The organism is Micromonospora sp. NPDC048843 (assembly GCF_040649965.1).
In the GTDB taxonomy this organism is placed as follows: domain Bacteria; phylum Actinomycetota; class Actinomycetes; order Mycobacteriales; family Micromonosporaceae; genus Micromonospora; species Micromonospora hortensis.
In genome coordinates this window covers 25,838-51,832 of the sequence record NZ_JBEZGJ010000008.1, presented here as the reverse complement: position 1 = coordinate 51,832, position 25,995 = coordinate 25,838, and the positions used below count along the sequence as shown (strand labels likewise).

At 71.8% G+C, this 25,995-nt stretch carries 22 protein-coding genes; 14 read left to right on the top strand and 8 right to left on the bottom strand.

The window, feature by feature from the left end:
- Positions 1-46: 46 nt before the first annotated feature.
- Positions 47-541, top strand: coding sequence for an RloB family protein (locus AB0C20_RS03770; RefSeq protein ID WP_357190755.1), 495 nt, complete (start codon positions 47-49; stop codon positions 539-541).
- Positions 542-556: 15 nt separating this feature from the next.
- Here AB0C20_RS03770 and AB0C20_RS03765 read toward each other — a convergent pair whose 3' ends face one another.
- Entirely contained in the window at positions 557-1,384 is an 828-nt protein-coding gene (locus tag AB0C20_RS03765) for a DUF3152 domain-containing protein (RefSeq protein ID WP_357567251.1), read from the bottom strand.
- A gap of 177 nt (positions 1,385-1,561) precedes the next feature.
- Positions 1,562-2,734 carry an ROK family transcriptional regulator gene (locus tag AB0C20_RS03760; protein WP_357567250.1) on the bottom strand — a complete coding sequence of 391 codons (1,173 nt, stop codon included), beginning with the start codon at positions 2,732-2,734 and terminating at the stop codon, positions 1,562-1,564.
- Between the two features lie 163 nt (positions 2,735-2,897).
- On the opposite strand from AB0C20_RS03760, the gene AB0C20_RS03755 reads away from it, so the two are divergent.
- The 6 genes from AB0C20_RS03755 to AB0C20_RS03730 are packed head-to-tail and all read left to right on the top strand — an operon-like array spanning position 2,898 to position 7,897.
- Entirely contained in the window at positions 2,898-3,626 is a 729-nt protein-coding gene (locus AB0C20_RS03755; protein ID WP_210781094.1) for an amino acid ABC transporter ATP-binding protein, read from the top strand.
- Positions 3,627-3,645: 19 nt separating this feature from the next.
- Positions 3,646-4,614, top strand: a complete 969-nt coding sequence (locus tag AB0C20_RS03750) for a glutamate ABC transporter substrate-binding protein (protein WP_357004004.1) — start codon at positions 3,646-3,648, stop codon at positions 4,612-4,614.
- Between the two features lie 16 nt (positions 4,615-4,630).
- Positions 4,631-5,275 carry an amino acid ABC transporter permease gene (locus AB0C20_RS03745; protein WP_112582064.1) on the top strand — a complete coding sequence of 215 codons (645 nt, stop codon included), beginning with the start codon at positions 4,631-4,633 and terminating at the stop codon, positions 5,273-5,275.
- Positions 5,272-6,141: an amino acid ABC transporter permease gene (locus tag AB0C20_RS03740; protein WP_238684672.1), complete on the top strand. Its 870-nt coding sequence runs from the start codon at positions 5,272-5,274 to the stop codon at positions 6,139-6,141. Before AB0C20_RS03745 ends, AB0C20_RS03740 begins: the two co-directional genes overlap by 4 nt.
- Positions 6,138-7,157 carry an asparaginase gene (locus tag AB0C20_RS03735; protein WP_357567248.1) on the top strand — a complete coding sequence of 340 codons (1,020 nt, stop codon included), beginning with the start codon at positions 6,138-6,140 and terminating at the stop codon, positions 7,155-7,157. The genes AB0C20_RS03740 and AB0C20_RS03735 overlap by 4 nt, the downstream gene beginning before the upstream one ends.
- Positions 7,154-7,897, top strand: a complete 744-nt coding sequence (locus tag AB0C20_RS03730) for a copper homeostasis protein CutC (RefSeq protein ID WP_357567247.1) — start codon at positions 7,154-7,156, stop codon at positions 7,895-7,897. Before AB0C20_RS03735 ends, AB0C20_RS03730 begins: the two co-directional genes overlap by 4 nt.
- Before the next feature lie 71 nt (positions 7,898-7,968).
- On the opposite strand, the gene AB0C20_RS03725 is transcribed toward AB0C20_RS03730, so the two are convergent.
- Positions 7,969-8,505, bottom strand: coding sequence for a hypothetical protein (locus tag AB0C20_RS03725; protein WP_357567246.1), 537 nt, complete (start codon positions 8,503-8,505; stop codon positions 7,969-7,971).
- A gap of 46 nt (positions 8,506-8,551) precedes the next feature.
- A complete protein-coding gene (locus tag AB0C20_RS03720) occupies positions 8,552-11,005 on the bottom strand; it encodes a glycoside hydrolase family 2 protein (RefSeq protein WP_357567244.1) in 2,454 nt (817 codons plus the stop codon).
- 110 nt (positions 11,006-11,115) lie between these two features.
- On the opposite strand from AB0C20_RS03720, the gene AB0C20_RS03715 reads away from it, so the two are divergent.
- Complete coding sequence (locus tag AB0C20_RS03715) at positions 11,116-12,135, top strand: LacI family DNA-binding transcriptional regulator (RefSeq protein ID WP_357190770.1); 1,020 nt, start codon at positions 11,116-11,118, stop codon at positions 12,133-12,135.
- Between the two features lie 6 nt (positions 12,136-12,141).
- Here the strand turns inward: AB0C20_RS03715 and AB0C20_RS03710 are convergent, their stop codons facing one another.
- The gene (locus tag AB0C20_RS03710; protein ID WP_357567242.1) at positions 12,142-14,514 is read right to left on the bottom strand and encodes a GGDEF domain-containing phosphodiesterase; all 2,373 of its coding nucleotides are present in this window, start codon (positions 14,512-14,514) and stop codon (positions 12,142-12,144) included.
- A 217-nt stretch (positions 14,515-14,731) separates the two neighbouring features.
- On the opposite strand from AB0C20_RS03710, the gene AB0C20_RS03705 reads away from it, so the two are divergent.
- Complete coding sequence (locus tag AB0C20_RS03705) at positions 14,732-15,124, top strand: PH domain-containing protein (RefSeq protein WP_357190774.1); 393 nt, start codon at positions 14,732-14,734, stop codon at positions 15,122-15,124.
- Here AB0C20_RS03705 and AB0C20_RS03700 read toward each other — a convergent pair.
- On the bottom strand, positions 15,118-16,044 hold the full coding sequence (locus tag AB0C20_RS03700) for a 2-hydroxyacid dehydrogenase (RefSeq protein ID WP_357190776.1): 927 nt from the start codon (positions 16,042-16,044) through the stop codon (positions 15,118-15,120). The two genes, AB0C20_RS03705 and AB0C20_RS03700, sit on opposite strands and share 7 nt — an antisense overlap.
- A gap of 186 nt (positions 16,045-16,230) precedes the next feature.
- On the opposite strand from AB0C20_RS03700, the gene AB0C20_RS03695 reads away from it, so the two are divergent.
- The 3 genes from AB0C20_RS03695 to AB0C20_RS03685 all read left to right on the top strand — a co-directional run bounded on the left by AB0C20_RS03695 (position 16,231) and on the right by AB0C20_RS03685 (position 20,978).
- Positions 16,231-18,048, top strand: coding sequence for a GAF domain-containing SpoIIE family protein phosphatase (locus tag AB0C20_RS03695; RefSeq protein ID WP_357567241.1), 1,818 nt, complete (start codon positions 16,231-16,233; stop codon positions 18,046-18,048).
- 92 nt (positions 18,049-18,140) lie between these two features.
- Positions 18,141-19,313, top strand: coding sequence for a PQQ-dependent sugar dehydrogenase (locus AB0C20_RS03690; RefSeq protein WP_357567240.1), 1,173 nt, complete (start codon positions 18,141-18,143; stop codon positions 19,311-19,313).
- 60 nt (positions 19,314-19,373) lie between these two features.
- Positions 19,374-20,978 carry a metallophosphoesterase gene (locus tag AB0C20_RS03685; protein WP_357190782.1) on the top strand — a complete coding sequence of 535 codons (1,605 nt, stop codon included), beginning with the start codon at positions 19,374-19,376 and terminating at the stop codon, positions 20,976-20,978.
- A 33-nt stretch (positions 20,979-21,011) separates the two neighbouring features.
- Here AB0C20_RS03685 and AB0C20_RS03680 read toward each other — a convergent pair whose 3' ends face one another.
- Both AB0C20_RS03680 and gatB read right to left on the bottom strand, forming a co-directional pair.
- Positions 21,012-23,369, bottom strand: coding sequence for a pyruvate dehydrogenase (locus AB0C20_RS03680; protein WP_357190784.1), 2,358 nt, complete (start codon positions 23,367-23,369; stop codon positions 21,012-21,014).
- Positions 23,370-23,491: 122 nt separating this feature from the next.
- Positions 23,492-24,991: an Asp-tRNA(Asn)/Glu-tRNA(Gln) amidotransferase subunit GatB gene (gene gatB, locus AB0C20_RS03675; RefSeq protein WP_238670992.1), complete on the bottom strand. Its 1,500-nt coding sequence runs from the start codon at positions 24,989-24,991 to the stop codon at positions 23,492-23,494.
- 121 nt (positions 24,992-25,112) lie between these two features.
- On the opposite strand from gatB, the gene AB0C20_RS03670 reads away from it, so the two are divergent.
- Positions 25,113-25,358 (top strand): hypothetical protein, encoded by a 246-nt coding sequence (locus tag AB0C20_RS03670; protein ID WP_357567238.1) that lies wholly within the window; start codon positions 25,113-25,115, stop codon positions 25,356-25,358.
- Complete coding sequence (locus tag AB0C20_RS03665) at positions 25,355-25,951, top strand: hypothetical protein (protein WP_357567237.1); 597 nt, start codon at positions 25,355-25,357, stop codon at positions 25,949-25,951. Before AB0C20_RS03670 ends, AB0C20_RS03665 begins: the two co-directional genes overlap by 4 nt.
- The last annotated feature ends 44 nt before the right edge of the window (positions 25,952-25,995 follow it).

The following is a 25,995-nucleotide window of genomic DNA, read 5'->3' as shown; positions in this document are numbered from 1 at the left end:
GACCGACCTCCGACGCCGCGCATCGACCCGAGAGCAGCGGACAACCGTGCTGATCGCCACCAATGGTGAATCCACTGAGCGGGACTACTTCAACGGCCTCAAGCAGGAGGCGTGGGTGCGTCCTCGGGTGGTCGTCGTGGCAGAGCGCGGCTCCCCGGTCAACGTGGTACGAGGTGCGGCGCGGCGTCGGCAGCGCGACGATTTCGACGAGGCATGGGCCGTCTGCGACGTCGATGACTTCGCCACCGAGCCGGCGTCCCGCGAAGCTGTAGACGCTGATGTCAACCTGGCCTGGTCCAATCCCTGCTTCGAAGTGTGGCTGCTGCTCCACTATGGCAACTGCAGCCGGTTCGTGGAGAACGCCAAGAGAGCCCGCGACCTGCTGCGGGAGCACGACCCCTCCTGGGACAAGACCAGGCTCGACTTCGGCAACTTCCGCGACCGAATCGAGGACGCCTGTCAGCGGGCTGCTCGACTCGACCCGCCCCCGGATGGCAATCCGTCTACCTCCGTCGGGCACATAATCGCTGCGCTTCGTTAAGACCGGGAAGCCAGGTCAGGACGACGCCCACGGTCCGCTGACGAACTGCCCGTCGCCGACGAACGGGCTGACGTTCGGCACGCACCCGCCCAGGCCCATCGTCTGGGTCATCATGACCGGGGCCGGCTTGCCGCGACCGCCACATTTCATGTGGGCGAAGCCGAGGAAGTGGCCGAACTCGTGATTGATCACACCGGCGTGGTAGTCGTCGATGCTGACCGGGTATCCCGGTGAACCCTGAAGCCAACGCCGCAGGTTGATCATGATGGTCTTGCCGTACTTGCAGGAGTAGACGCCCTCGGTGTCGACGCCGCTCGCGCCGCAGAGGCGGTCCACTGTCCTCGGTGTCGCGAGCCGCACGTCGACGTCGACCTTCGAGGTGCCGACCCGCTGGAAGGACCACGACGCCCGGGTCAGGTCCACTGCTGCGTTGGTGACCGGGTGTTGGGCGGAGGTGGCCCACCCGTTCGGTGCGGCCAACACCTGCTCGATGCTCGCGGCGAACCGGTTCGGCTTCCAGGCGGGGATGTCACCCCAGGCGATGCCCTTCTCGACCGAGACGCTGTAGCGCACCCGCTTCTTTCCCTTGCCGATCACGCGACCGTTGCCGGTGGCGGTGGTGAAGGTGCCGGCGGCCCTGGTGGGGATCTGCTTGTCGGTCGGGATCTCCGGGGTCGGGCTGGAGGTCGGCGTGTCGTCGGGGCTCGGAGCCGAGCTCTGCGTACTCGGGCCGGGTCGTGGGGCTTCGGCCTGCCCGGAAGCCGGTGCCGATGTGCCGCAGGCGGCGGTTGCCAGCACCACTGCCAACGAGATCGGCACGAGCAGCCGTCCGTTGATCCGCACGTCGAAACCTCCAGGAGCAATCACGGGTGAGTGAGGAACACCGGAAGGCTACGTGACTGCCTGTAAGGAAGTTGTCAGGATGATCGGTGCCCGCCGACGCGCAAAAGCGTAAAGATCCGGCATGCAACACCACAGGAGCGTCACCCTAGGTGATGGAAGATGTCACTTTGAGCGAGGTCAGGCGGCCGCTACGACGTGGTCGATCACCAGGTGGGCGGCACCGGTGATGCCGACGTCCTGGCCGGCGGCGACCCGTTCGATGAGCAGGGTCTGGGTGGCCAGCGGGAGGCATCGCTCGTAGAGGGTGGCCCGCATGCTGGCCAGCAGCGGCTCGCAGTCGGCGAGCCGACCACCGATGGCCACCACCTGCGGGTTGAAGAAGTTGACCACCACGGCCAGGATCTCGCCGACGGCGCGGCCGGCCTGCCGGGCGAGGGCGGTGGCCTGCCGGTCACCGTCGTCGATCAGGCGGATCACACCGGTCAGGTCGGACACCGGCACACCCTGCTCCCGGAGCGCGGTGACCAGTGCGGCGCCGCTGGCCACCGCCTCCAGGCAACCGGCGTTGCCACAGGTGCACGGTGGCGCGGGGTCGGCCACGACCCGGCAGTGGCTGATGTCCCCGGCCGATCCCTGCGCGCCCCGGTGCAACCGTCCACTGGAGATCACACCGGAGCCGATCCCGGTGCCAGCCTTGATGTAGACGGCGTGGTCCAACTCGGAGTGCGCGGTGCGGTGCGCGCCGAGCGCCATCAGATTGGCGTCGTTGTCCACGATGACCGGTACGTCGACGCGGCCGGCGCAGAACGCGACGACGTCGAAGCCGTTCCAGCCGGGCATCCGCGACGGGCTGACGATCCGGCCGGTGGAGTGCTGCACCGGGCCGGGGATCCCGATGCCGACGCCGCGGAGCGCACCTACCGCCGAGCCGCCGGCCGCCGGGGCGCTGCCCACCAGCGTGGTGACCTCGGCGAGTAGCGCGCCGAGCACCGCCTCCGGGCCGTCCTCGATGCGGACCGGCAGGGTGCGGGCCTGGACCACCCGCCCGGAGAGATCCAGTGCACCGACGCGGGCGTGATGCGCGCCGAGGTCGATGGCGCCGACCACGGCGCCGCCGGTGGGCACTGCGAGTTGGCGGGGTCGCCGCCCACCCCGGGACCGCCCGGCGCCGGCCTCCTCCAGCAGCCCTTGGTTGATCAACGCCTCGACCCGCTGGGAGACCGTCGACGGGGAGAGCCCGGAGAGGCGGGACAGGTCGGCCCGACTGACGGCCGCACCGGTGGCCACCCAGCGCAGTAGCTCCCGGGGGCCGCCCCGGAGGGCATCGCGTGGCGCGTCGTCAATCGTCACGTCAGCTTCTTAGCACCCTGAGTTTGTTCAAGCAACCGGTTGACTTAGTTTGCTGGCTACCTTTAGATGGCGCTGTTGGTTCGATATGAAGCTGACTTAGTTTTGTAGTCGAAGGAAGTGAGGCCGTCTGGTGGCACCGGAGACGACGGGTGCGAACCGACCGATGGTGTCGGTACGCGGCCTGAACAAGTGGTTCGGTCCGCTGCACGTGCTCAAGGACATCGACCTCACGGTGGCGGCCGGCGAGGTGGTCGTCGTGGTGGGGCCCTCCGGCTCCGGCAAGTCGACCCTGTGCCGCTGCCTCAACCGGCTGGAGACCGCCGGGCAGGGCAGCGTCGAGATCGACGGTGAGCCACTGCCCGCCGAGGGCCGCGCGCTGGCCCGGCTACGCGCCGATGTCGGCATGGTCTTCCAGTCCTTCAACCTCTTCGGCCACAAGACGGTGCTGGACAACATCACCCTCGGCCCGACCCGGGTCCGCCGGATCCCACGACCCGAGGCGCGACAGCAGGCGATGGCCCTGCTGGAGCGCGTCGGTATCGCCGACAAGGCGGACCACCACCCGGCCCAACTCTCCGGCGGGCAGCAGCAGCGGGCCGCGATCGCCCGAGCCCTGGCGATGCAACCGAAGGTGCTGCTCTTCGACGAGCCGACCTCGGCCCTCGACCCGGAAATGGTCAACGAGGTGCTCGACGTGATGGTCTCCCTCGCCGCCGAGGGGATGACCATGATCGTGGTGACCCACGAGATGGGCTTCGCCCGTCGCGCCGCCGACCGGGTGGTCTTCATGGACGACGGCCGGATCGTCGAATCCGGCGCGCCCGACGACTTCTTCGCAGCTCCGCGCACCGAGCGGGCCCGCGACTTCCTATCCAAGATCCTCCAGCACTAGCCCCCAACGGGAGGGTGTCATGTCAATCCTCAAGATGAGCTTCACCGGGCGGCGTTCGCTCGCCCTCACCGCCACCGCCGTGGCGGTGGCCCTCGCCACCGCCGGCTGCGGCGGCGACAGCGGCGGCAGCGCTCCGACGCTGCCCGGCAACCCCGGCCTGGGCGGCGACGGCGTGGTCGCCCAGTCGGTGTACGACGCCGCTCCGGTGGCCACCGACGCGGACATCCCGGCCGGTTCGACGATGGAGGCGATCCGCAAGCGCGGCTACCTGAACATCGGCGGATCCCTGGACGCGCCGCTGCTCGCCCAGCAGAACCCGGTCAGCGGCACCATCGAGGGCTTCGACGCCGACATGGCGAAGTTGCTGGCGAAGTACATCATCGGCAAGCCCGAGGTGAAGACGACGACCATCGGCACCCAGACCCGGGAGGCCATGCTCCAGGCCAAGTCGGTGGACGCGGTCTTCCAGACGTACACGATCACCCCGCAGCGGGCCACCCAGGTCGCCTTCGCCGGGCCATACCTCACCTCCGGTCTCGCCGTCGGGGTCCGCAAGGACGACACCTCGATCAAGAGCGTCAAGGACCTCGCCGGCAAGACCGTGATCGTCGGGGCGAACACCCCCGCCGTCACCGCGCTGCCCTCCGCCGCGCCCGGCTCGAAGCAGATCGCCTTCGGCACCGACCCGCAGGCGTTGCAGGCGCTGCTCCAGAAGCGCGGCGACGCGTACGTGCAGGACTTCACGCTGCTCGCCTCGGGCGCCAAGGCGAACCCGGGGATGAAGGTGGTGGGCGAGCCGTTCACCACCGAGGCCTACGGCATCGGCCTCAACAAGGAGGACGCGCAGTTCAAGGAGTTCGTCAACAACTGGCTGAAGAAGATCCAGGCCGACGGCACGTGGGCGAAGGTCTGGGAAGGCACCCTCGGCTCGGTGGTGGAGGGTGGGGCGCCCACCCCGCCCGCCCTCGGTTCCGCCGACGGCTCCTGAGCAGTCTCTCGTACCGATGGAAGCCCTCACCGCCCACCTGAGCGAGCTTGGCCACGGCCTGGTCACGACTGTCGAACTGACAGTCGTGACCACCGTCGGCGCGATGCTGCTGGGCATCGTCGTGGCCACCCTGCGCATCGCCCCCGTTCCGCTGCTACGCGCCATCGGCACCGCGTACGTGGAGGTGTTCCAGAACCTGCCGCTGCTGGCGCTACTGGTGCTCTTCGTGTTCGCGCTGCCGACCATCGGCATCACGTTCCCGCTGTTCACCTCCGCCGCGATCGTCATCGCCGTGTACGAGGGGGCGTACCTAGCCGAGGCGATCCGCGCCGGGATCAACACGGTCGGTGTGGGCCAGGCTGAGGCAGCCCGAGCCATCGGGCTCACCTTCGGTCAGTCACTGCGGCACGTGATCCTGCCGCAGGGACTCCGGGCGGTGATCCAGCCGATCGGCAACATCTGCATCGCGCTGCTGATGAACACCTCGCTGGCCGCCGCCGTCGGCGTGGTCGAGCTGACCCAGGCGGCCAACACCGTGAACCTGGTCGAGGCTCAACCGATCGCCGTCTTCACCGGCGCGGGCCTCGCCTACATGCTGCTGGCGCTGATCATCGGTCAGGTCACCGGCCTGCTCGAACGAAGGCTGGCGATCGTCCGATGAACAAGACGCAACAGATCCTCTTCGACGAGCCGGGTCCGCGCGCCCAACGGCGGATCCGGATCGCCACGGTGCTGGGTGCCGTTCTCCTGGTCGGCGCAGTGGTCGCGGCCGTCTACCAGTTCGCCAGCCACGGCGAGTTGGCCGCCGCCCGGTGGGAACCGTTCACCACCTGGCCCATCTGGCGGTATCTGCTGAACGGCCTCTGGGCCACGCTGCGCGCCGCCGCCGCGACCGCAGTGCTCAGCGCCGCGCTCGGACTGCTCCTGGCGCTCGGCCGGCTGTCGACGCACCGACCGCTGCGCTGGCTGGCCGGCGCGTACGTGGAGATCTTCCGGACCGTACCCACCCTGCTGCTGATCTACGTGACGCTGTTCGCGCTGCCGCAGTACGGGTTGAACTTCCCGCTGTTCTGGAAGCTCGTGGTGCCGCTGGTGGTCTCCAACTCGGCGGCGTTCGCGGAGATCTTCCGGTCCGGCATCCTGGCGCTGGACCGTGGCCAGACCGAGGCCGGCCTCGCGGTCGGACTGCGCCGGGGGCAGGTGATGGCGTTGGTGGTCCTGCCACAGGCGCTGCTGCAACTCGCCCCGTCCCTGGTCAGCCAGCTCGTCGGGCTGCTCAAGGACACCTCGCTCGGCTTCGTGGTCAGCTACACCGAGCTGCTCTACAGCGGGCAGGTGCTCTCCTCGTACACCCACCTGCTGATCCAGACGTTCCTGGTGGTGGCGCTGATCTACCTGGTGGTCAACGCCTCGCTGTCGAAGTTCGCCCGTGTCCTCCAGGCCCGCAACGGCCGCTTCGGCGGGCGGCGCGGACGGCGGACCGCCGAGCTGCCCCCGCCACTTCTCGAAGGGAACACCCCCCGGTGACCATCTTCCGCTACGCCGAACTGGCCCGGGTCGTGCGCAACGGCTTCGTGGAGAGCCGGCACTACGGCGGCGTCGTGGTGCTCGCCCCGGACGGCACTGTCGCCCTCGCCGCCGGCGTACCCGACGAGCCGGTGCTCCCCCGCTCCACCCTCAAGCCGGTGCAGGCACTGGCCTGCCGGATCGCTGCGGGCGACGAGCTGACCGGCCCGGCGCTGGCCCTCGCCGCCGGCAGCCACACCGGCGACGACCGGCACGTCGAGGTGGTGCGGGCGATGCTGGCCGGGGCCGGCCTGACCGAGAACGCGCTCGGCTGCCCGGAGGACTGGCCGGAGGACGAACCGACCCGGGAACGGCTGATCCGCGCCGACGGACAGCGCGACCGGATCCGGATGAACTGCTCCGGCAAGCACGCAGCGATGCTCGTCGCCTGCGTCGCCCGGTCCTGGAGCACCCATGACTACCTCGACCCCGACCACCCGCTCCAGCGGGAAACCGCCGCCGCCGTCGCCCGGCTTGCCGGCACGCCGATCGCGCACCACGCTGTCGACGGTTGCGGGGCACCGCTGTTCGGCCTGTCGCTGACCGGCCTGGCCCGCACCTTCCAGGCGTTGGTCACCGCGCCCACCGGCAGCGACGAGGCGCTGGTCGCGCAGGCCATGCGCCAGCACCCGGAGTACGTCGGCGGCTGGAACGGGCACCCGAACACCGACCTGATGCGGGCGCTGCCCGGCTTCCTCGCCAAGGGCGGGGCGGAGGGCGTGCTCGCGGTGGCCGCACCGGACGGTCACGCGGTGGCGGTGAAGGCGATCGACGGTTCGCCCCGAGCCACCACAGCCATCGCCCTCGCCGCCCTCGACGCCGTGGGCGTACCGGTGGGTGGGGCCGACGCGCTGCGCCAGGTGCCGGTGCTCGGCGGCGGCGTACCCGTTGGTGCCGTCACGGCCGTCATCGACTGGACCACAGCATCGTCTCGGACCGAAGCGGCATCGCCTCGCACGGAAAAGGAAGAATCATGAACACATTCGAGATCTGCATCGACAGCGTCGAGGGAGCGGTCGCCGCCGAGGAGGCCGGCGCCGACCGGGTGGAGTTGTGCTCCGCGCTCTTCGACGGCGGGCTGACCCCCAGCCTGGGCACCATCGAGACGACAGTGGGCGCGGTCAGCCGGATCCGGGTGCACGTGATCGTCCGTCCCCGGGCCGGCGACTTCATCTACTCGCCATTCGAGGTCGAGGCGATGGAGCGGGACGTCCGGGCCGCGGTGGCGGCCGGCGCACACGGCATCGTGATCGGCGCGTTGACCGCCGAGGGTGACGTCGACGTGCCGACCACCCGCCGGTTGATCGCCGCCGCGGGCGACGCCCGCATCACCTTCCACCGGGCGTTCGACATGACCCGTGACCCGCACGCGGCGCTGGAGCAGCTGATCGAGCTGGGCGTGCACCGGGTGCTCACCTCGGGTCAGGAGGTCAGCGTGCTGGAGGGTGCTCCGCTCATCGCCGACCTGGTGCGCCGGGCCGCCGACCGGATCGTCGTCATGCCGGGCGGTGGCATCACCCCGCGCAACATCGCCCGGATCGTCGAGGCGACCGGCGCCGACGAGTACCACTTCGCGGCCCTGGTCAGCTCGGACAGCCCTGCCGTGCACCGCAACCCCGCGCCGCTGATGGGTGGCAGCCTGAACCGGCCCGAGTACGAGCGTTCGGGCACCTCGGGCGCCCTGGTCGGCCAGGTGCTAGCCGCCGCCCGCGCCTGACCCCGTCGTGAGCTTCGCCGTGCGGTGGGTCTGAAGGAGTCGTCTCCAGACCCACCGCTCGGCGGCCCGTCTCAGTACGCGACCAGGGCGATGATCAGCGAGGACACCGCGCCAAGCAGCAGCGCGGCGCCGGTGCCGAGCCCGACCACCGCACTCACCGCCACCGCACGGGCCCGGGCCACCGGGACCGCCACGACCGCCACGACGGTGACCAGCGCGGCGACCAGGTGGATGAGCCGGTAGCCGAGCAGCTCCGCCACCGGGAAGAGGTGGACGCCCACGACCAGGGCGACCCACGGGGCGATCAGCTCGCGACGCCGCAGCAGGGCGAGCAACCCGGCACCGATGCCGGCGGTACCGAACTCGATGCCAACGACGATGCCGAAGGTACGGCTGGTGTCGGCGTCGAACGCCGTCCCGTCCGACCAGTGACTCCAGGCGAGAAGACCTCCGGCGGTAGCGGTGAGCAGGGCGAGGATCGAACCGGCGATGAGCACCGGCCGCCACCGCTTCGGGGGCGATTCCTGAGCCCAGCCGAACCAGCTGGAGGCGAAGAACCCGAAGACGAACGCTGTCGCCGCCGCGTCTCGGACATGTTCGGTGATCATCGTGCTCCTCGAGGTGTCATCCGCCTTTGCCACGCCTGCCGAGCGACTATCGCCGCTCGATGTCGTTCACACAGCGCAGCACCGGTCGACTGGTCAGAGCCGCCTCGTCCAGCAACCCGTCCGCGTGCACTGTGAACGCCGTCGACTCGCCAGGCAACAGGGTGACCAGTGCCGTGTCCACACTGGCGGAGCCGTCAAGGCGGTCCGGGAAGAGCGTCAGGTCGCGCAGCACCGTGCGGGCCGTGACCTGGACCCGCTGCCCACCGTCGACCGGCTCGACAGTCGCGTCCCAGGCCGCCGCCGGCCAGTCCACCTCCCGGTCCTCGGCGAAGAACCACAGGGCGCGCTGCGCTGTGCCACCGGCCTCCGCGACCAGCACCTCGCGCCGGGCATCCTCCGGCCGCGCCAGGTCCGCCGGTAGCGCCAGCACCACCGAGGAGTACGCCGGGACGTCGAGGTTGACCGAGGTCTTCGCCCTCGGCTCCCCGGCGATCGTGAACCGGGTGACCATGGCCGGTACGGTCCACGCCTCGGCGGTCTCGTTGACAGCTACCAGGGCCAGGCCGCCGTCGCGCGGTTGCACGGTGAGCAGCCGGTCGGCGTACGCGTGGCGCAGCGCGTACCACAGGGGTTTGCGGCGGCCGTCGCCGTCGACTGCCGACCAGGAGGTCACCGGCCAGCAGTCGTTGAGCTGCCAGACGATGGTGCCCGCGCAGACGTCCCGGTGGGAGCGGAAGTGCTCCACCCCGAGCTGGATCGCACGGGCCTGGTTGAGCTGCGTCAGGTAGTGCCAGTCGTCGAAGTCCGCCGGGGCGGGCAGGTGCGCGTCGAGGCCCCGCTGGAGCTTGGCGTCGCCGCCGGCCGCCTTCTGGTGGTGCGCCATGCCCGGTGAGTCGTGCGCCAGTGGAACGTCGCTCAACGCGCGGCGCAGCGTGGCGTACGCCGGTGGAGCCTGGTAGCCGAACTCGGCCACGAAGCGCGGGACGTACTCCCGGTACTTGGTGTAGTCGTCGGTGTTCCACACGTCCCAGATGTGGGTGGTGCCGTGCGCCGGGTCGTTGGGGTGGATCGCCTCGGTGCCCGACCAGGGGCTGCCCGGCCAGTACGGGCGGGTCGGGTCCAGCTCGCCGACGATCCGGGGCAGCACGTCGAGGTAGTAGCCGCGCCCCCAGGTGCGCCCGGCGAGGGCCTGCTGCCAGTCCCAGTCGTGCCAGCCCCAGATGTTCTCGTTGTTGCCGGTCCAGAGCACCAGCGACGGGTACGGCGCGAGCCGGGTGACCTGCTCGGCGGCCTCGGCGGCCACCTCGGTGCCGAACGGTTCCTCCTCCGGGTACGCGGCGCAGGCGAAGAGGAAGTCCTGCTGGACGAGGAGACCGCGCTCGTCGGCGAGGTCGTAGAAGTCCGCCGACTCGTACCGGCCGCCGCCCCAGACCCGCAGCAGGTTGACGTTGGCCGCGAGGGCCTGGTCGAAGCGCTCGGCCAGCCGCTCCCGGGTGATCCGGGTGGGGAACGCGTCGTCAGGGATCCAGTTGACCCCGCGGACGAAGACCGGGACGTCGTTCACCGACAACGCGAACGGGGTGCCGTGCTCGTCGGGTGTGGTGTCCAGCCGCACCGATCGGAAGCCGATCCGGTGTGACCAGGTGTCCAGCTTGTCGCCGTCCGGCGCGTGCAGTGTCACCTCGATCGGGTGGCGCGTCTGCTCGCCGTACCCCCGGGGCCACCACAGCGCGGGCTCGCGGACGGTGAGGGTCAACACGGCAGTGCGCTCCCCGGCCGGGACTACCACCTCGGCGCGGACGCCGGCCACTGCGGCGCGGACGGTCAGCGGGACGTCCGCTACCCGCTCGACCTCGACGTGCACCTCGACCCGGCCGTCGCGACCGTCCATGGTGGCGAGTGGACGAACTTCGGCCAATCGGGCGGTCGACCAGGCGTGCAGGCTGATCTCCTGCCAGATGCCGGCGGTGACCAGTGTCGGCCCCCAGTCCCAGCCGAAGTTGCAGGCCATCTTGCGGATGAAGTGGAACGGCTCCGGGTAGGCGTTCGGCCGGTCGCCGAGCCGCTCCTGCAGTGCCTCGGCGTAGCGGTACGCGGAGTCGAACGTGACGACCAGGTCGTTGTTCCCGTCGCGCAGCAGCGGTCGGACGTCGAACCGGTAGCCGCGGTGCATGTTCGCGGTGCGGCCGACCTCCACACCGTTGACTGTGAGCGTGGCGACGGTGTCCAGCCCGGCGCAGACCAGGTCGACGCGCTCGTCGTCGCCCGCCCGGTGGACGACTGTGGTCTGGTAGACCCAGTCGGTGCGCCCGATCCAGGCCAGCGCCCGCTCGTTGTCGTCGAGGTAGGGGTCTCCGATCAGCCCGGCGTCGAGCAGATCGGTGTGCACGCAGCCCGGCACTGTCGCCGGCACGGACCGACCGGCGATCTCCTCGGGCACCTGTGCTCCGGGGGCCGCTCGCACTGTCCAACCGTCGTAGAGTGCCTGTCGGCTCACCATGTCACCGCACCTTCCCGCATCGAAAGATGCCGAACTGAACCGGATAAGCTGAGAAACGGTACGGTCCGGAGTCCGGGCTGTCAACGGCCAGAGAGCGAAGGAGCACGCCGGTGAAGCGGCCGACCATCGCCGACGTCGCCCAACGCGCCGGGGTGTCCAAGGGCGCCGTGTCGTACGCGCTGAACGGGCAGCCCGGCGTCTCCGAGGCCACCCGGCAGCGCATCCTCGCCATCGCCACGGAGATCGGTTTCAGCCGCAGCAGCGCCGCCCGCGCCCTCTCGGCGGCAACCGCAGGGGCGATCGGCCTGGCCCTGTGCCGACCCGCGCGGACCCTCGGCGTCGAGCCGTTCTTCATGGCGCTGATCAGTGGCGTCGAGGCCGAACTCTCCGCCCGCTCGTACGCGCTGACCCTCCAGGTGGTGGCCGACCCGGACGCCGAGATCGCCGTCTACCGGCGCTGGTGGGGCGAACGACGGGTGGACGGGGTTCTCGTGTGCGACCTTCGGACCGACGACCGTCGCATCCCCGCACTCGAACAACTGCAACTGCCGGCGGTGGTGATCGGCGGCCCCGGCGGCACCGGTGAACTGGCGAGCCTCTGGTCCGACGACGCCGCAGCGCTGACCGAGACGGTGGAGTATCTGGTCGCGCTCGGGCACCGGCGCATCGCACGGGTCGCCGGCCTGCCCGACCTGCGGCACACCGAGATCCGCACCGACGCCTTCGCTGCGGTTTGCCAGCGGCTCGGCCTGGTCGACGCGGTCACCGTCTGGTCCGACTACACAGGCGAGGAGGGCGGCCGGGCCACCCGCCGGTTGCTCAGCTCGGCCGACCGACCCACCGCTGTCATCTACGACAACGACGTGATGGCCATCGCCGGGCTCTCCGTCGCCCAGGAGATGGGCCTGACAGTGCCCGGCGATCTGTCCATCGTGGCCTGGGACGACTCACCGCTGTGCCGGCTGGTGCACCCGCCGCTGACCGCGCTGGGCCGGGACATCCCGGCGTACGGCGCGCACGCCGCCCGGCAACTGCTCGCCGTCGTCGCCGGGCAGCCGGCCGGTCGGGTGCAGGACGAGACACCCCACCTCACGCCGCGCGGCAGCACCGCACCACCCCGGGGCAGATGAACCGGTTCAGCGAGACGCTGAGGGAAACTCCTCGAAGTACGCCTCGACCCGCTCGGCCGTCGCCGGCCGGGCCAGCGCGAACCCCTGCCCGTACCGGCAACCACCCCGGCGCGCCCCCTCGACCTGGGTCGACGACTCCAACTCCTCGGCGACGATCTCGACGCCCAACCGCTCGCCCACGTTGACCACCACGTCGATCAGCGGCGGTTGCCCGTCCGGCCGTGCACCCACCAACTCCGGGCCCACCTTGAGCAGGTCGATCGGCAGGCGGCGGAGCTGGGCCAGCGAGGCGTGCTCGGCCCGGAAGTCGTCCAACGCGGTGCGTACGCCCAACGACCGCAGCCCGGCCAGCCGAGCCACCACTGTCGACAGGTCCCCGGCGACCCTCGGCTCACTCACCTCCACCACCAGCCGTTCCGGCGGCACCCCGTACGCGGCCAGCACTGCCGCGAGCCGCTGGACGAAGTCGGGAGTGGTCAGCTCCCGAGTGGTGACGTTGACCGCCATCCACAGCTCCCGGACGCCCACCGACCAGTCGGACAACTGGCGGCAGGCCCGGTCCAGCACCCACCACTCCAACTCGCCGACCAGGTCCAGGTCCTCGGCGACCGGCAGCAACTCGGCCGGGAGCACAGTGCCGAGCACCGGGCTGCGCCACCGCAGCAGCGCCTCCGCGCCCACCGGCTGTCCGTCGGCCAGGTCGACCACCGGCTGGTAGACGAGGTCCAGCTCGCCGCGCGCCACGGCACCGGGCAGCTCGCGCTCCAGGTCGAGCCGGCGCACCAGCTGTTCCTCCAGGAACGCGTCGTACCACTCCACCCGGTCCCGGCCCAGCTGCACGGCCCGTCGGCGGGCCAGCTCGGCCTGCCGGAGCACGTCCGCCGGCCCGGCGCCGCTCACCTCGGCCAACCCGATGCTCGTCTGCACGCGCAGCATCGCACCGGCCAGCCGGTACGGCGGGCCGAGCGCGCTCAACAGTCGCGTGCCCAGCGCGTACGCCAGCACCGGGCCGGCGGCGGTGACCACCGCGAAGCCGGTACCCGTGCACCCGGTGACCAGATCGTCGGGTGCGATGACCGCGCGGGCCCGGTGCACCGCCTCGGCCAGCACGTCCTCCCGGGCCGTCGGGCCGAACCCCTCGGTGCCGTGCAGGTCCACCAGCAGCAGCGCGCCGGCCGGCGCCGGCACGTCGCCGATCGCGGCCAGGGCGTCCAGCAGGGCAGCCCTGTCGCCGGGGGTTCCGCTCGCCGCCGCGGATCGCCGGTTGAGCCCCGACCAGGCGGAACTGTGATCAGGCGACCAGGTCGAGCCGGCACCCGTCGCGGTCGCCGCGCCCTCCGGGACGCCGAGGGCTCGCTCGGGCAGCGGCTCCGGCGTGCCTGGCCAACGCGCCGGGGCCGCACGGCGGTGTCGCAGCGAACGGCCGGCCGGTCGCCGATGAGCGGCCCGCCGAACGGACGTGGACGTGTCACCGGCGCGCAGCAGCTCGCGCAGCACCAGGGGCGGCACCGCCGCCAGGGCCAACAGCACGCTCGTCCGGTCCGGTGCGCGGCCGGCGCCCAGGTGCAGACCCGCCGCCAGCAGCAGCACAGCCGCGGGGAGCACCAACCGGGGCCAGGCCGCGGCGACCGGCTCCACCGCCTCCGTGTCGTCCGCCGCATCCGCCGCGCCGACCGCGACGAGCAACATCCCGAACACCAACGGGGGTACGGCCAGCAGTGCCACCCGGCCGGCCGGCGCGGACGGCAACGTGGCCAGCAGCACCAGCCCGCCCACTGTGAGCAGGACGCCGCCCCGGCAGAGCGCCGCACCCGAGCGCCGCCGTGGCCCCGCGAACGCGTTCAACGCGGCCATGCCCAACCCGCCGAGCGTCAACGCGGCGACCAGCCGAACCGGGACCGGTAGGCCGTCGGGGGGCAGCAGCAACCAGCCGGCGAGGGCCAGACCGACCGCCGGGCCGGTCGACTCGACCAACCACCGCAACCGAACCGAGGCCGCCGCCCGGGATCGGCCGGGAAGCCGGTACAGACCGGCCGTCGAGAGGGACGCCACGACCAGCGACCCGATCAGCACGGCGAAGGTGTGCCCGATGCCGGCCACTGGCAACACGACGGCGGTGAGACCCGCCGCCACCACCGCCGCGTCGAGGAGCACCCCCGCCGCACGCGGTGTCGGATCGGTGCCGCGTCGGGAGGCCAGCCGGGAGAGTCGCAGCCCGGCGAGCGTGGCGCCGGCACCGGCGGCCAGCGCGATCACCACCGAGGGCGGGACCAGGTCGACGGAACCGGCGAGGAGGAGCAGCGCCACCGCCACGGACGTGGCGGCCTCCGGTGCCGCACGGCGGGGGACGAGAACGCGGAACGGGTACGCGAGGAGCACGGCGGTCGCCTTCGTGAGGGGGCACGGGGGCGGTGCGACGGTGCGGGACATCGGACGTTGCGAGTCCGCTACCCACGATTGGCAACGATGGACGGCCGAATTGGTTACTTGCCGGTCACTCAGGGAAGACAACGACCTGTGTCACTGTACGGCGTACCGCACGCTGCCGGCACCGCCCGCCGCGAGCCGAAACAACCCGAAGTGGGATCATCGGAGGGTGAGTAAGCCCGACACGGTCCGCTTCCGGTACAACCAAGCCATCCTGGTGGCCGCGATCATCGCCTTCGTCGGCGCCCTGCCGCTGGCCAACGCCCGGGACTACCTGCTGCCGGTGCTGCTCGTCCCGCTCGCCGTCGCGGTGTGGGCCTGGCGGGCCGGCACCGACGCCGACGCGCGGGAGCTGCGGATCCGGGCACTGGTCGGGCAGCGTCGGATCGACTGGGACCAGGTCCTCGAGCTGACCACCGACCAGCGCGGGCGCGCGGTGGCCCGGCTCGACGACGGCCGCCAGGTCACCCTGCCGGCCGTCCGAGGGACGGATCTGCCCCGACTGGTCGCGGCGACCGGCCAGCCGCTGCCGGAGGCTCCGGCGGAGACCCCCGGTCAGTAGCCGTCGACCACCGTGTTGATCAGCGGTTGCCCGGCGGCGAACCGGCGGACCTGATCGCCCACCAGCCGGTAGGCCCGTGGCAGCAACCCGCGCACCGACCCGCCGACGTGCGGGGTGAGCAGCACGTTCGGCATGACCCAGAGCGGAGAGTCGGCGGGCAGCGGCTCCGGGTCGGTGACGTCCAACGCCGCCGAGATCCGACCGGTGCCCAGCTCGGCGACGAGCGCCTCGGTGTGCGCCACCGGGCCCCGGGCGGCGTTCACCAGCAGCGCCCCGTCCGGCATCGCGGCCAGGAACGCCTTGTCGATCAGGCCACGGGTCTGGTCGGTGAGCGGCACCAGCACCACCACCACGTCCGCGTCGGGCAGCAGTCGCGGCAGCTCCTCGACGGCGTGCACCCCCTGCTCTGGGCGGGCCGTCCTGGCGACCAGTGTGAAGCTCACGTCGAAGGGGGCGAGCCGGTCGCGCACAGCGGAGCCGATCGAGCCGGCGCCGATGATGAGCACCCGCTTACCGGTCAGCTCGTCGGTAGGGGCGTTCTCCGCGAACGTCCAGCGCCGCTCGGCCTGCGCGCGGACGAACGCCGGGAACGCCCGCAGCTGGGTGAGGATCGCTGTGACGACCCACTCGGCGGTGGACGGGTCGTGTACGCCCCGGGCATCGCAGAGGGTGACAGCCGGCGGTGTCCGGCCGGCCCAGGCGTCCGCCCCGGCGGAGAGCAACTGCACCACGGCCAGGTCGGGCAGCTCCCGCAGCACCGTCGTCGCGTCCGAGCCACCCAGGAACGGCGGCACCCAGAAGCGGACGTCGGCCGCCTCGGACGGCATCCGGTCGGTGTGCTCGAAGACCTCCACCGTCACGTCCGCGGGCAGCTCGCCCAGGAGGTTCAGGCCGGCCTGGTGCGGAATCCATACCTTCACGTCCGCCGACGATAGTCCCCGGCGCTCCGGCTGGTGGAGGCACGGCGGCGAACCGGCGTCCCGGGGGATGGCGCGCGAGGTCGCGGCGGGCGAGACTCAGCACACCGATGTTCGACTCCGACGCGGACGAGGTATAACGAAGGGTCGGAGGGCCGGTCGGCCTCCGCCCCGGCAGACAGGTGCTCGATGACCGACGGCTCCCCCGGCCCCGCCCGGCGTTCGATCGCGCCACCCCCGGTGCTCGGCGACCCGGCGCGGCTGCGCGCGCTCGCCGACACCGGGCTGGACGCCGTCCCGGACGAGGCGTTCGACAGGTTCGCGCGGCTGGTCAGTGACCTGCTGGACGTGCCTGTCGCGCTGGTCTCCCTGGTCTCCGCCGACCGGCAGTTCTTCCCCGGCGCGGTCGGGTTGCCGGAGCCCTGGTCGCAACGCCGGCAGACCCCGCTGAGCCACTCGTTCTGTCAGCACGTGGTGGACATCGAGGTGCCGATGGTGCTGCCGGACGCCCGGCTCTACCCCCGTGTCCGGGACAACCTGGCCATCGACGACCTCGGCGTGGTCGCGTACGCCGGGATGCCCCTGACCGACCTCTCCGGCCGGGTGCTCGGCTCGCTCTGCGCCATCGACAGCAAGCCCCGCGCCTGGACGGCCGCGCAGCTGCGGACCCTGGCCGACCTGGCCGCCGCCTGCTCGTCCGAGCTGCGACTGCGGATCGCGCTCGACGGCGCGCAGGAGGCCCGGCGGCGGGTCGTGCAGGCGCACGAGCGGCTGGAACTGCTGGCCGGGGTCAGTGAGACGCTGGCCGGCACCCTGGACGTGGGCACCGCGCTGCGCCGGCTCGCCGCCACAATGGTGCCGCTGCTCGCCGACTGGTGCCTGCTCACCCTGATCGGGCCGACCGGCCTGCCCCGCGAGGTGGTCTCGGTGCACCGGGACCCGGCCCGCGCGGCGGACGTCGACCGCTTCGGCGATCTGCTGCGCACCGGGCTGAGCGCCGAGTCGATCATCCGGACGGTGCTCCGGACCGGCCAGCCCCGGCTCGGCAGCGTGGCGTCCCTGGCCGACGTCACGAGGGGCACCACCCACCCGGAGATGGCTCCCATCGCCAGTCGGCTGGGCATCGCCTCCTACCTGAGCGTGCCGGTGCGGGGCGTCGGCGGCACGGTGCTGGGGGCGATCACCCTCGTCAACGGCGGCCAACGTCAGCAGTTCGACGACCGGGACCTGCTCACCGCCGTCGACATCGGCCGCCGGGCCGGCCAGGCCGTCGGCAACAGCTCGATGTACGGGGAGCAGCGGCACGTCGCCGAGGTCCTGCAACACAGCATGCTGCCCCGACTGCCGGTGGTGGCCGAGCTGGAGTTGGCGGCCCGCTACCAGCCGGCGGCCGACCGGGTGGAGGTGGGCGGTGACTGGTACGACGCCTTCGTGCAGCCCGACGGCGACGTGATCGTGGCGATCGGGGACGTGGCCGGGCACGACATCGAGGCGGCGGCGACGATGGGCCAGCTGCGCAACCTGGTTCGGGGCAACGCCTTCGGCCGGCCGGATGCGGTCGGGTCACTGCTGAGCAACCTGGACGGCGCCATCCGTGGCCTGCGGTTGCCGATCGCCGCCACCGCGACGCTGGTGCGGATCTGTCCGCAGCACGCCGGTGTGCACGAGATGACCTGGTCCAACGCCGGGCACCCGCCGGCCCTGGTGGTCCGCGTCGGCGGGGCGGTCGAGATCCTCCAAGGCACACCGGAGCCGCTGCTCGGCCTGGCCCGTCCGTCGCCGCGCAGCAGCCACTCGACAAGCCTGGCCACCGGCGACACCCTGCTGCTCTACACCGACGGGCTGATCGAACGGCGGGACCGCTCCATCGACGAGGGGTTGGCCGAGTTGGCGGGCCGGCTGACCGGCACCGACACGCTGCCCCTCGACGACCTGTGCGACCTGCTGCTCGCCTCGATCCAGCACCGCGAGGACGACACCGCGCTGCTGGCCGTACGGGCCCGGTGAGCGGTCCACCGGGGACCACCGAGCGGGCCCATCGGCACCCGTTGCGTCTCGACGGGCCCGGCCGGGTCGCGCGGCGGGCTACCCTGGGCCGGGTGAGAGCCCGTCCCCCGTACCCTCGCATCCACCGCCTCCGGGTGGCCCTCGCGGCGTCCTGCGCGGCGCTGCTGTTCGCCGCCGGTTGCAGCTTCGGCGAGCCGGAGCCCGACCCGGCCGGCGAACCGCCCAACCTGCCGACCCCGTCCGCGTCGGCGAGCCCCGGCGGCGCCGGCCAGCAGGCGGTGGCGACAGTGCTCGCCAAGCGTCTGCGGGTGCCCTGGGCGATCGCCTTCCTGCCGGACGGCGGCGCGCTTGTCACCGAACGGGACAACGGCCGGATCCTCCAGGTCGGGCCCGAGTCCGGGCCGGACGGGCTGACTGTCCGCCCGCTCCAGACGATCCCCGACGTGGCGGCGGCGGGCGAGGGTGGCCTGCTCGGCATCGCTGCCTCCCCCGACTTCACCCGGGACCAGACGGTGTTCGTCTACTACACCACCGAGCGGGACAACCGGGTCGCCCGGCTGCGACTCGGCGGGCAGCCCACCCCGATCCTCACCGGCATCCCCAAGGCCAATGTGCACAACGGTGGTGGGCTGGGCTTCGGCCCGGACAAGCAGCTCTACGTCAGCACCGGTGACGCAGGTCAGCGCCCCTCCTCGCAGGATATGAAGAGCCTCGGCGGCAAGATCCTGCGGATCACCCCGGACGGCAAGCCCGCCGCCGGCAATCCGTACCCCAACTCCCCGGTGTGGTCCATGGGCCACCGCAACGTCCAGGGTTTCGCCTGGGACGCCGCGAAGCGGATGTACGCCGTCGAGTTCGGCCAGAACACCTGGGACGAGATCAACCAGATCACCAAGGGCGGCAACTACGGCTGGCCGGAGGTCGAGGGTCAGGCCGGCGACAGGCGGTTCACCGACCCGATCGTGCAGTGGGCGACGTCGGACGCGTCCTGCTCCGGTCTGGCCGCCACGGACCGGCTGCTGGTCACCGGCTGCCTGCGCGGCAAGCGCCTCTGGGTGATGGAGCTGACCGACACCGGCACCCTACTCGGTCAGCCCAGTGAGCTGCTCACCAACCGCTACGGCCGGCTGCGCGCGGTGGCCGCGGCACCGGACGGGTCGCTCTGGGTGAGCACCTCCAACCACGACGGGCGGGGCGACCCGGCGGGCGACGACGACCGGCTCCTGCGGGTGGTCTTCGCGGGCGGCGACGGCGGACGCAGCTGATTTCGTCACCATCCGTTCAGGTTTACCAAGATCTTCCGACGGGCAGGTCAGACTCTCAGCATGGACGGCCAACGCGACGAGCGGCACGACGACGCCGATGACCGGGACGACCCGGTGATCGGCGACGACCGGCCGCGCCCGACGGGTTGGTGGGTCGGCGCGGCCGGCCCGCTGCGCCGCCTCGGGCTGATCGTCGCCGTCCTCGCCGTGGCCCTGGCCGGTGCGGTGCTCGGGGTGCTGGCCGGTGGCCAGGTGAGCACCGACATCGGCCCGTTCCGGGCCAATCTCAGCATCTCCCCCGCCCGGGACGGCGGCACCACCGTCGACATCCCGCCGCTCGGCGCGCTGCTGCTCGACAGCCACGACGGGCCGACCCATCTCACCGTCCGGCTGGGCGCCCTCGACCAGGGGCGCACCGAGGCGCTGATCGACGACCCGGCCAGCATCAGCCGGGCCAGCCAGAGCGCAGTGGAGGACGTCCGCTCCGGGGTGATGCGCCTCGGCCTGCGCACCCTCGGCGCGTCGGTGCTCGTCACGTTGATCCTGGCCGGGCTGATCTTCCGCGACGTCCGGCGGACCGCCTGGGCGGGAGGGTTGGCCCTGCTGGTCACCGCCAGCAGCCTCGGCACGGCGGCGGCGACACTTCGCCCGCAGGCCATCGAGGAACCGCGCTACGAGGGGCTGCTGGTCAACGCGCCGGCCATCGTCGGTGACGCCCGCCGGATCGCCAACGACTACACCAAGTACGCGGAGCAGTTGCAGCGCCTGGTCGGCAACGTCAGCCAGCTCTACACCACAGTCTCGGCGCTTCCGCTGTTGGAGCCGACCCCGGGCACCACCCGGGTGCTGCACGTCTCCGACATGCACCTCAACCCGACCGGCTGGCAGCTGATCCGGACTGTCGTGGAGCAGTTCGGCATCGACGTGGTGATCGACACCGGCGACATCACCGACTGGGGCAGCGAACCGGAAGCCTCCTTCGTCGCCTCGATCGGCCTGCTGAAGAAGCCGTACGTCTTCATCCGGGGCAACCACGACTCCGGCAAGACCGCCGCCGCTGTGGCCCGCCAGCCGAACGCCATCGTGCTGAACAACACGACAACGACCGTCGCCGGGCTGACCATCGCCGGCATCGGCGACCCGCGCTTCACCCCGGACAAGAACACCTCCCCGGCCGGCAGCGGGTTGACCCAGCAGGTGGCCGACCAGGTGATCGGGGTCGGCAACCAGCTCGCCGCGACCGTCCGCAGCTCACCGCAGCCGGTGAACATCGCGCTCGTGCACGACCCGGCGTCGGCCGGGCCGCTCGCCGGCACCTGCCCGCTGGTGCTGGCCGGGCACACCCACTCCCGGCAGGTCTCCGAGCTGCCGCAGGCACCCGGGCAGCAGCCCACCACGCTGATGGTGGAGGGCTCCACCGGAGGCGCCGGGCTGCGCGGCCTGGAGGGCGAGAAGCCCACCCCGCTGTCGATGAGCGTGCTCTACTTCGACCAGCAGAAGCTGCTCCAGGCGTACGACACCATCACCGTCGGCGGCACCGGGCAGGCCCAGGTCAACCTGGAACGGCGCCTGGTGGAGAACCCGGCCGCCGGCGTTCCCGCCACACCCACACCCACGCCGAGTGGCGGTGTCCCCGCCACACCCACGCCCACGCCGACCGGCTGAGCCGACGGCGACGCCCGCCAGCGGACCGGCGGGTCACCGCAGGGCGATGGCGGCCAGTGCGGCGTTGACGATGCTGCCGGGCAGCAGGTCGTGCAGTTCGTACAGCTCGGCGACGCTGCCGGACTGGCCGAACTCGTCCACACCGAGCGGCACCGCCGGCGCGCCGACCGCCGAGCCGAGCCAGGCCATCGCGTGCGACGCGGCGTCGTGCACACTCACCACCGGCACCCGATCGGCGAACGCGGACCGCAGCGCGCCCGGCACGCTGGGCACCGTGGCCGTCCGTACGCCCTGGCGCAGGGTGCGCTGCCAGGCCCGGTAGAGCCGGTCGAGACTCGTCACGTCCACCACGTGCGCGGCGATGCCCTCGTCGGCCAACTCCGCCGCTGCGGCCAGCACCTCGGGCAGCACCGCGCCGGAGGCGGCCAACTGCACCACCGGGGCGTCGACCAGGTGCGGGTACGCCTGGTGCGCGTCGACCAGCCGGTACGCCCCGGCGACGACCTGCCGGCGCAGCACCGCGTCACCGAGCCGGGCCCGGGCCGCCTCGAACGGCGCCTGGTCCAGCGGTCGGGTGCTCAACCGGAAGTAGTACGCGCCGTCCTCGGCGGGTGCGGCGGTCGCCGCCGGGGCCGAACCACCGGCGATCTGACCGAGCGCGTCGCAGAGCAGCCAGTCGAGGGTGGCCGCGTACGCCGGCTCGATGAAGGTCACACCGGGCAGCTCCAGGCCGACCGACGCGGTGATAGTGGACTGGTGAGCGCCACCCTCCGGGGCGAGGGTGATGCCGGACGGGGTGCCGGCCACCACGAACCGGGAGCCGGAGTAGGTGCCGTACAGGAACGCGTCGAGGCCGCGCAGCACGAACGGGTCGTAGACAGTGCCCACCGGCAGCAGCGGCTGACCGGACAGGTCCCAGGACAACCCGAGCTGGCCGAGCAGCAGGAACAGGTTCATCTCCGAGATGCCCAGCTCGATGTGCTGCCCGGCGGGGCTCTCCGTCCAGCGCAGCATCCGGTCCTCGGTCCAGGAACGCTGCTCAGTGGGGGCGAACACCCCGGTCTTGTTGATGAACCCGGCGAGGTTGGTGGAGGTGGCCACGTCCGGGGCGGTGGTGACCAGGTAGCGGCCCACCTCCCGGTCCCGCGCCAGGTCCACCAGCACCCGACCGAAGACCTCCTGGGTGGAGATCGGCTTGTTGGCGCGTACTCCAGTGCTTTCCGGGACGGTGACCCCCAGCGCACGCTCGCGCGGCGCGCGGGACAGCGCCTCCCGGCGGGCGCCGGCCTGGATGCCGGCGGGTGACGCCGGGTCGAGGCGGTCCCACTCGGTCTCGGCGGTCAACCCCTGCGCGGCGCGCAGCGTGTCGACCTGCTCGGAGCTGAGCAGCGCGGAATGGTTGCGCGGATTGCCGGCGATGGGCAACCCCCAACCCTTGACGGTGTACGCGAAGACGACGCTGGGCCGGTCGGTGACCGCGTCGCACTGGGCGTACGCGTCAAGCATCGCCTGAAGGTCGTGCCCGCCCAGGTCGGTGACGAGCGGGCCCAGCTCATCGTCGGAGACGTCGGCGATCAGCTCGGCGATGCCGGCCGGAGCGCCGTCCAGGAACTGCTTGCGCAGCGCCGGCCCGACCAGCCCGAACAGCGACTGGTACTGCTCGTTCGGCATCGCGTCGATCCAGTCGCGCAACGCCTCGCCGCCCGGCCGGGCGTACGCCTCGGCGAGCCGACGGCCGTACTTGACCTCCACGACGTGCCAGCCGGCCGCCTCGAACTGGCCCCGCCACTGGTTGATCCGAATGCCGGGGACCACCCGGTCCAGCGACTGGCGGTTGAAGTCGACGAGCCACATGACGTTGCCCAGCCCGGTGGTCGCCGGGTCGGCCACCGCCTCCCAGATGTTGCCCTCGTCCAGCTCGGCGTCGCCGATCAACGCCACGAACCGGGAGTGCGGGCGGGCCCCGAAGTGCGCGTCGACGTACCGCCGGGTGGCGGCGGCGAAGAGCGGCGCCGCCGCGCCCAGGCCGACCGAACCGGTGGAGAAGTCCACATCGTCGGGGTCCTTGGTGCGCGACGGGTACGACTGGAGGCCGCCACGGGCCCGCAGCCGGGGCAGGTAGGAGCGGTCCAGGTTGCCGAGCAGGTACTGGATGGCGTGGAACACCGGGGACGCGTGCGGCTTCACGGCGACCCGGTCCTCGGCGTCCAGGTGCGCGAACCAGAGCGCTGTCATCGCCGTGACCAGGGAGGCACTGGACGCCTGGTGGCCGCCGACCTTCACGCCGTCGCCGGTGGACCGATCATGGTTGGCGGCGTCCACGATCCGGGTGGCGAGCCAGAGCACCCGCCGCTGGATCTCGTCGAGGACATCGAGGTCGTGCTTGGTCACGGTGGCTCCATCCAGGCGTCGCCGTTGACGCCCTCGCGAGGGGTGCGGGGTGGCCGCGTAGTCGGCAGGGGGTGGCGGAAGGCCGCCGCCGGGTCGCGGCAGCGGCCTTCTTCGGGTTGGTCTCAGCCCTGAACGCCGAGGCGCTCCAGGATCAGCTCACGCAGGGTCTTGGCGTCGGCCTGACCACGGGTGGTCTTCATAACCGCGCCGACCAGAGCACCGACCGCCGCGACCTTGCCGCTGCGGATCTTGTCGGCGATGCCGGGGTTCGCGGCGATCGCCTCGTCCACGGCGGCGGTGAGCGCGCCGGTGTCCGACACGACCTCCAGGCCCCGGCTGGTCATGATCTCGGTGGGCGAGCCCTCACCGTCGACCACGCCCTCCAGCACCGTGCGGGCCATCTTGTCGTTGAGCTTGCCGGCGTCGACCAGACCCTGAAGCTCGGCGACCTGGGCGGGGGTGGCACCGATCTCGGCCAGCTCCACGCCGCTCTCGTTGGCCCGGCGGGACAGCTCACCCAGCCACCACTTGCGGGCCGCGGCCGGGGTGGTGCCGGCGGCCACCGTGGCCTCGATCAGCTCGACCGCGCCGGCGTTCAGCACCGACTGCATGTCCAGGTCGGAGAGGCCCCACTGCTCCTGGAGCCGACGCCGGTGCACCCGCGGCAGCTCCGGCAGGGCGGCCTTCAGCTCGGCGACCCAGGCCGGGTCCGGGGCGATCGGCACCAGATCCGGCTCCGGGAAGTACCGGTAGTCGGTGGCCGTCTCCTTCGAGCGACCCGGGGTGGTGTCACCGGTGTCCTCGTGGAAGTGCCGCGTCTCCTGCGTGATCCGGCCGCCCGCGTCCAACACCGACGCCTGCCGCAGCATCTCCGAGCGGACCGCCCGCTCCACCGACCGCAGCGAGTTGACGTTCTTCGTCTCGGTACGGGTGCCCCACTCCGCGCCCGGCAGGTTGAGCGAGGTGTTCACGTCGCAGCGCAGCGAACCCTCCTCCATCCGCACGTCGGACACGCCGAGGGTGCGGATCACGTCGCGCAGCTCGGCGACGTACGCCTTGGCCACGTCGGGGGCGAGCGCGCCGGTGCCCGTGATCGGCTTCGTGACGATCTCGACCAGTGGGATGCCGGCCCGGTTGTAGTCGACGAGCGACTCCGTCGCGCCGTGGATGCGGCCGGTGGCACCGCCGACGTGCAGCGTCTTGCCGGTGTCCTCCTCGAGGTGCACCCGCTCGATCTCGATCCGCACCGTCTCGCCGCCCACCTCGACGTCCAGGTAACCGTCGACGCAGATCGGCTCGTCGTACTGGCTGATCTGGAAGTTCTTCGGCATGTCCGGGTAGAAGTAGTTCTTCCGGGCGAACCGGCACCACTCGGCGATCGAGCAGTTCAACGCCAGGCCGATCCGGATGATCGCCTCGATGGCCGCCTTGTTGGCCACCGGCAGCGAACCGGGCAGGCCCAGGCACACCGGGCAGACCCGGGTGTTCGGCTCGCCGCCGAAGTCGGTCGGGCAGCCGCAGAACATCTTGGTGTTCGTGCCCAGCTCGACGTGGGTCTCCAGGCCGATCACCGGTTCGAAGCGTGCAACGACCTCGTCGTACGCGGGCAGTGTCGTGGTCATGAGACGCTCCAGGCGCGATCCGGGACAGAACCTGTCCAGCCTAATGGGGTTGCCCGATCAATCCTCGGCCGGGTTTCGTCCGGCACGCGTGGCGTCACCGACAGCGGGGTACGGAACGACAATGACGGATACGGGGAGAGAGTCAGGAGCGCAGGCCCGACCGGTGCTCGTCGGGGTGGTCGCGGTGTGGGCGGTGGCCGTCGTGGTGACGCTGATCAGTTGGTTCGCCGCCGGGGAGGACCGGAACCCGGACACGGCCGCCGATTTGGTGATCGGCATGGTGCTGCCCGGGGTGGCGGCGGTGGCGATCGCGTACGCCGGCGTGCACCTGGTGAACCGGCGGCGTCGGAATCAGGGGCGGCCGTGACCACCGAGGAGAGCGTCGCCGCTGAGAAGCAGGTGGCGAAGGAAGACAGGGCCGCGGCGCAGGTTCCGGAGAACCGGGGCCGGCAGCGCCCCCGGAGCACGTACGTTGTCGCCGCGTTGGTAGTGGTCCTCTTCGCCGTGCTGGGCACCGCAGCATTTGTCGGCCGCGGCACCGTGAAGTCCGATGACCTGCTCGTGACGTTCGCGTGGATGCTGATCCCGCCGCTGGTCGGCGCGGTCGTCGCCCTCGCCTTCGGCCGCCGGCTGATGAGGCGGATGCCGCAGACGGCCGGTGCCGACCCGGCGACCCGACGGCGGATCGCGCAGACGCTACGCGACGGGTCCACCGACGACCCTCGTCTGGACGCGCTCGCTCGCAAGGAGGCTCGAACCCGGGTCAGTCAACGCTGGCTGCTGCTGCTGTTCGTGGGAGGTCTTCTCACCCAGGTGGGGCCCCTGGTGAGCCCGGTCCGCCCGTTCGGACGCGTGCTGGCCGCACTGCTGATCCTGCTCTGGGGAGGTGCCGCCTGGTGGCGCTGGCGTGGTCTGCGAGAGGCCCGCCGCTACCTCGCCGGGCCGCCGACCCAGCCCTGATCGACGCCCAACCCGCCAGATGCGCGATCGGCGCCGAGGGGCAA

What these genes read in the sequence shown, in the direction of transcription:
- AB0C20_RS03755 (WP_210781094.1), top strand. Translation starts at nt 2,898, where the DNA reads ATGGTGTCGGTACGCGGCCTGAACAAGTGGTTCGGTCCGCTGCACGTG.
- AB0C20_RS03750 (WP_357004004.1), top strand. Translation starts at nt 3,646, where the DNA reads ATGTCAATCCTCAAGATGAGCTTCACCGGGCGGCGTTCGCTCGCCCTC.
- AB0C20_RS03745 (WP_112582064.1), top strand. Translation starts at nt 4,631, where the DNA reads ATGGAAGCCCTCACCGCCCACCTGAGCGAGCTTGGCCACGGCCTGGTC.
- AB0C20_RS03740 (WP_238684672.1), top strand. Translation starts at nt 5,272, where the DNA reads ATGAACAAGACGCAACAGATCCTCTTCGACGAGCCGGGTCCGCGCGCC.
- AB0C20_RS03730 (WP_357567247.1), top strand. Translation starts at nt 7,154, where the DNA reads ATGAACACATTCGAGATCTGCATCGACAGCGTCGAGGGAGCGGTCGCC.
- AB0C20_RS03725 (WP_357567246.1), bottom strand. Translation starts at nt 8,505, where the DNA reads ATGATCACCGAACATGTCCGAGACGCGGCGGCGACAGCGTTCGTCTTC.
- AB0C20_RS03720 (WP_357567244.1), bottom strand. Translation starts at nt 11,005, where the DNA reads ATGGTGAGCCGACAGGCACTCTACGACGGTTGGACAGTGCGAGCGGCC.
- AB0C20_RS03695 (WP_357567241.1), top strand. Translation starts at nt 16,231, where the DNA reads ATGACCGACGGCTCCCCCGGCCCCGCCCGGCGTTCGATCGCGCCACCC.
- AB0C20_RS03685 (WP_357190782.1), top strand. Translation starts at nt 19,374, where the DNA reads ATGGACGGCCAACGCGACGAGCGGCACGACGACGCCGATGACCGGGAC.
- gatB (WP_238670992.1), bottom strand. Translation starts at nt 24,991, where the DNA reads ATGACCACGACACTGCCCGCGTACGACGAGGTCGTTGCACGCTTCGAA.
- AB0C20_RS03670 (WP_357567238.1), top strand. Translation starts at nt 25,113, where the DNA reads ATGACGGATACGGGGAGAGAGTCAGGAGCGCAGGCCCGACCGGTGCTC.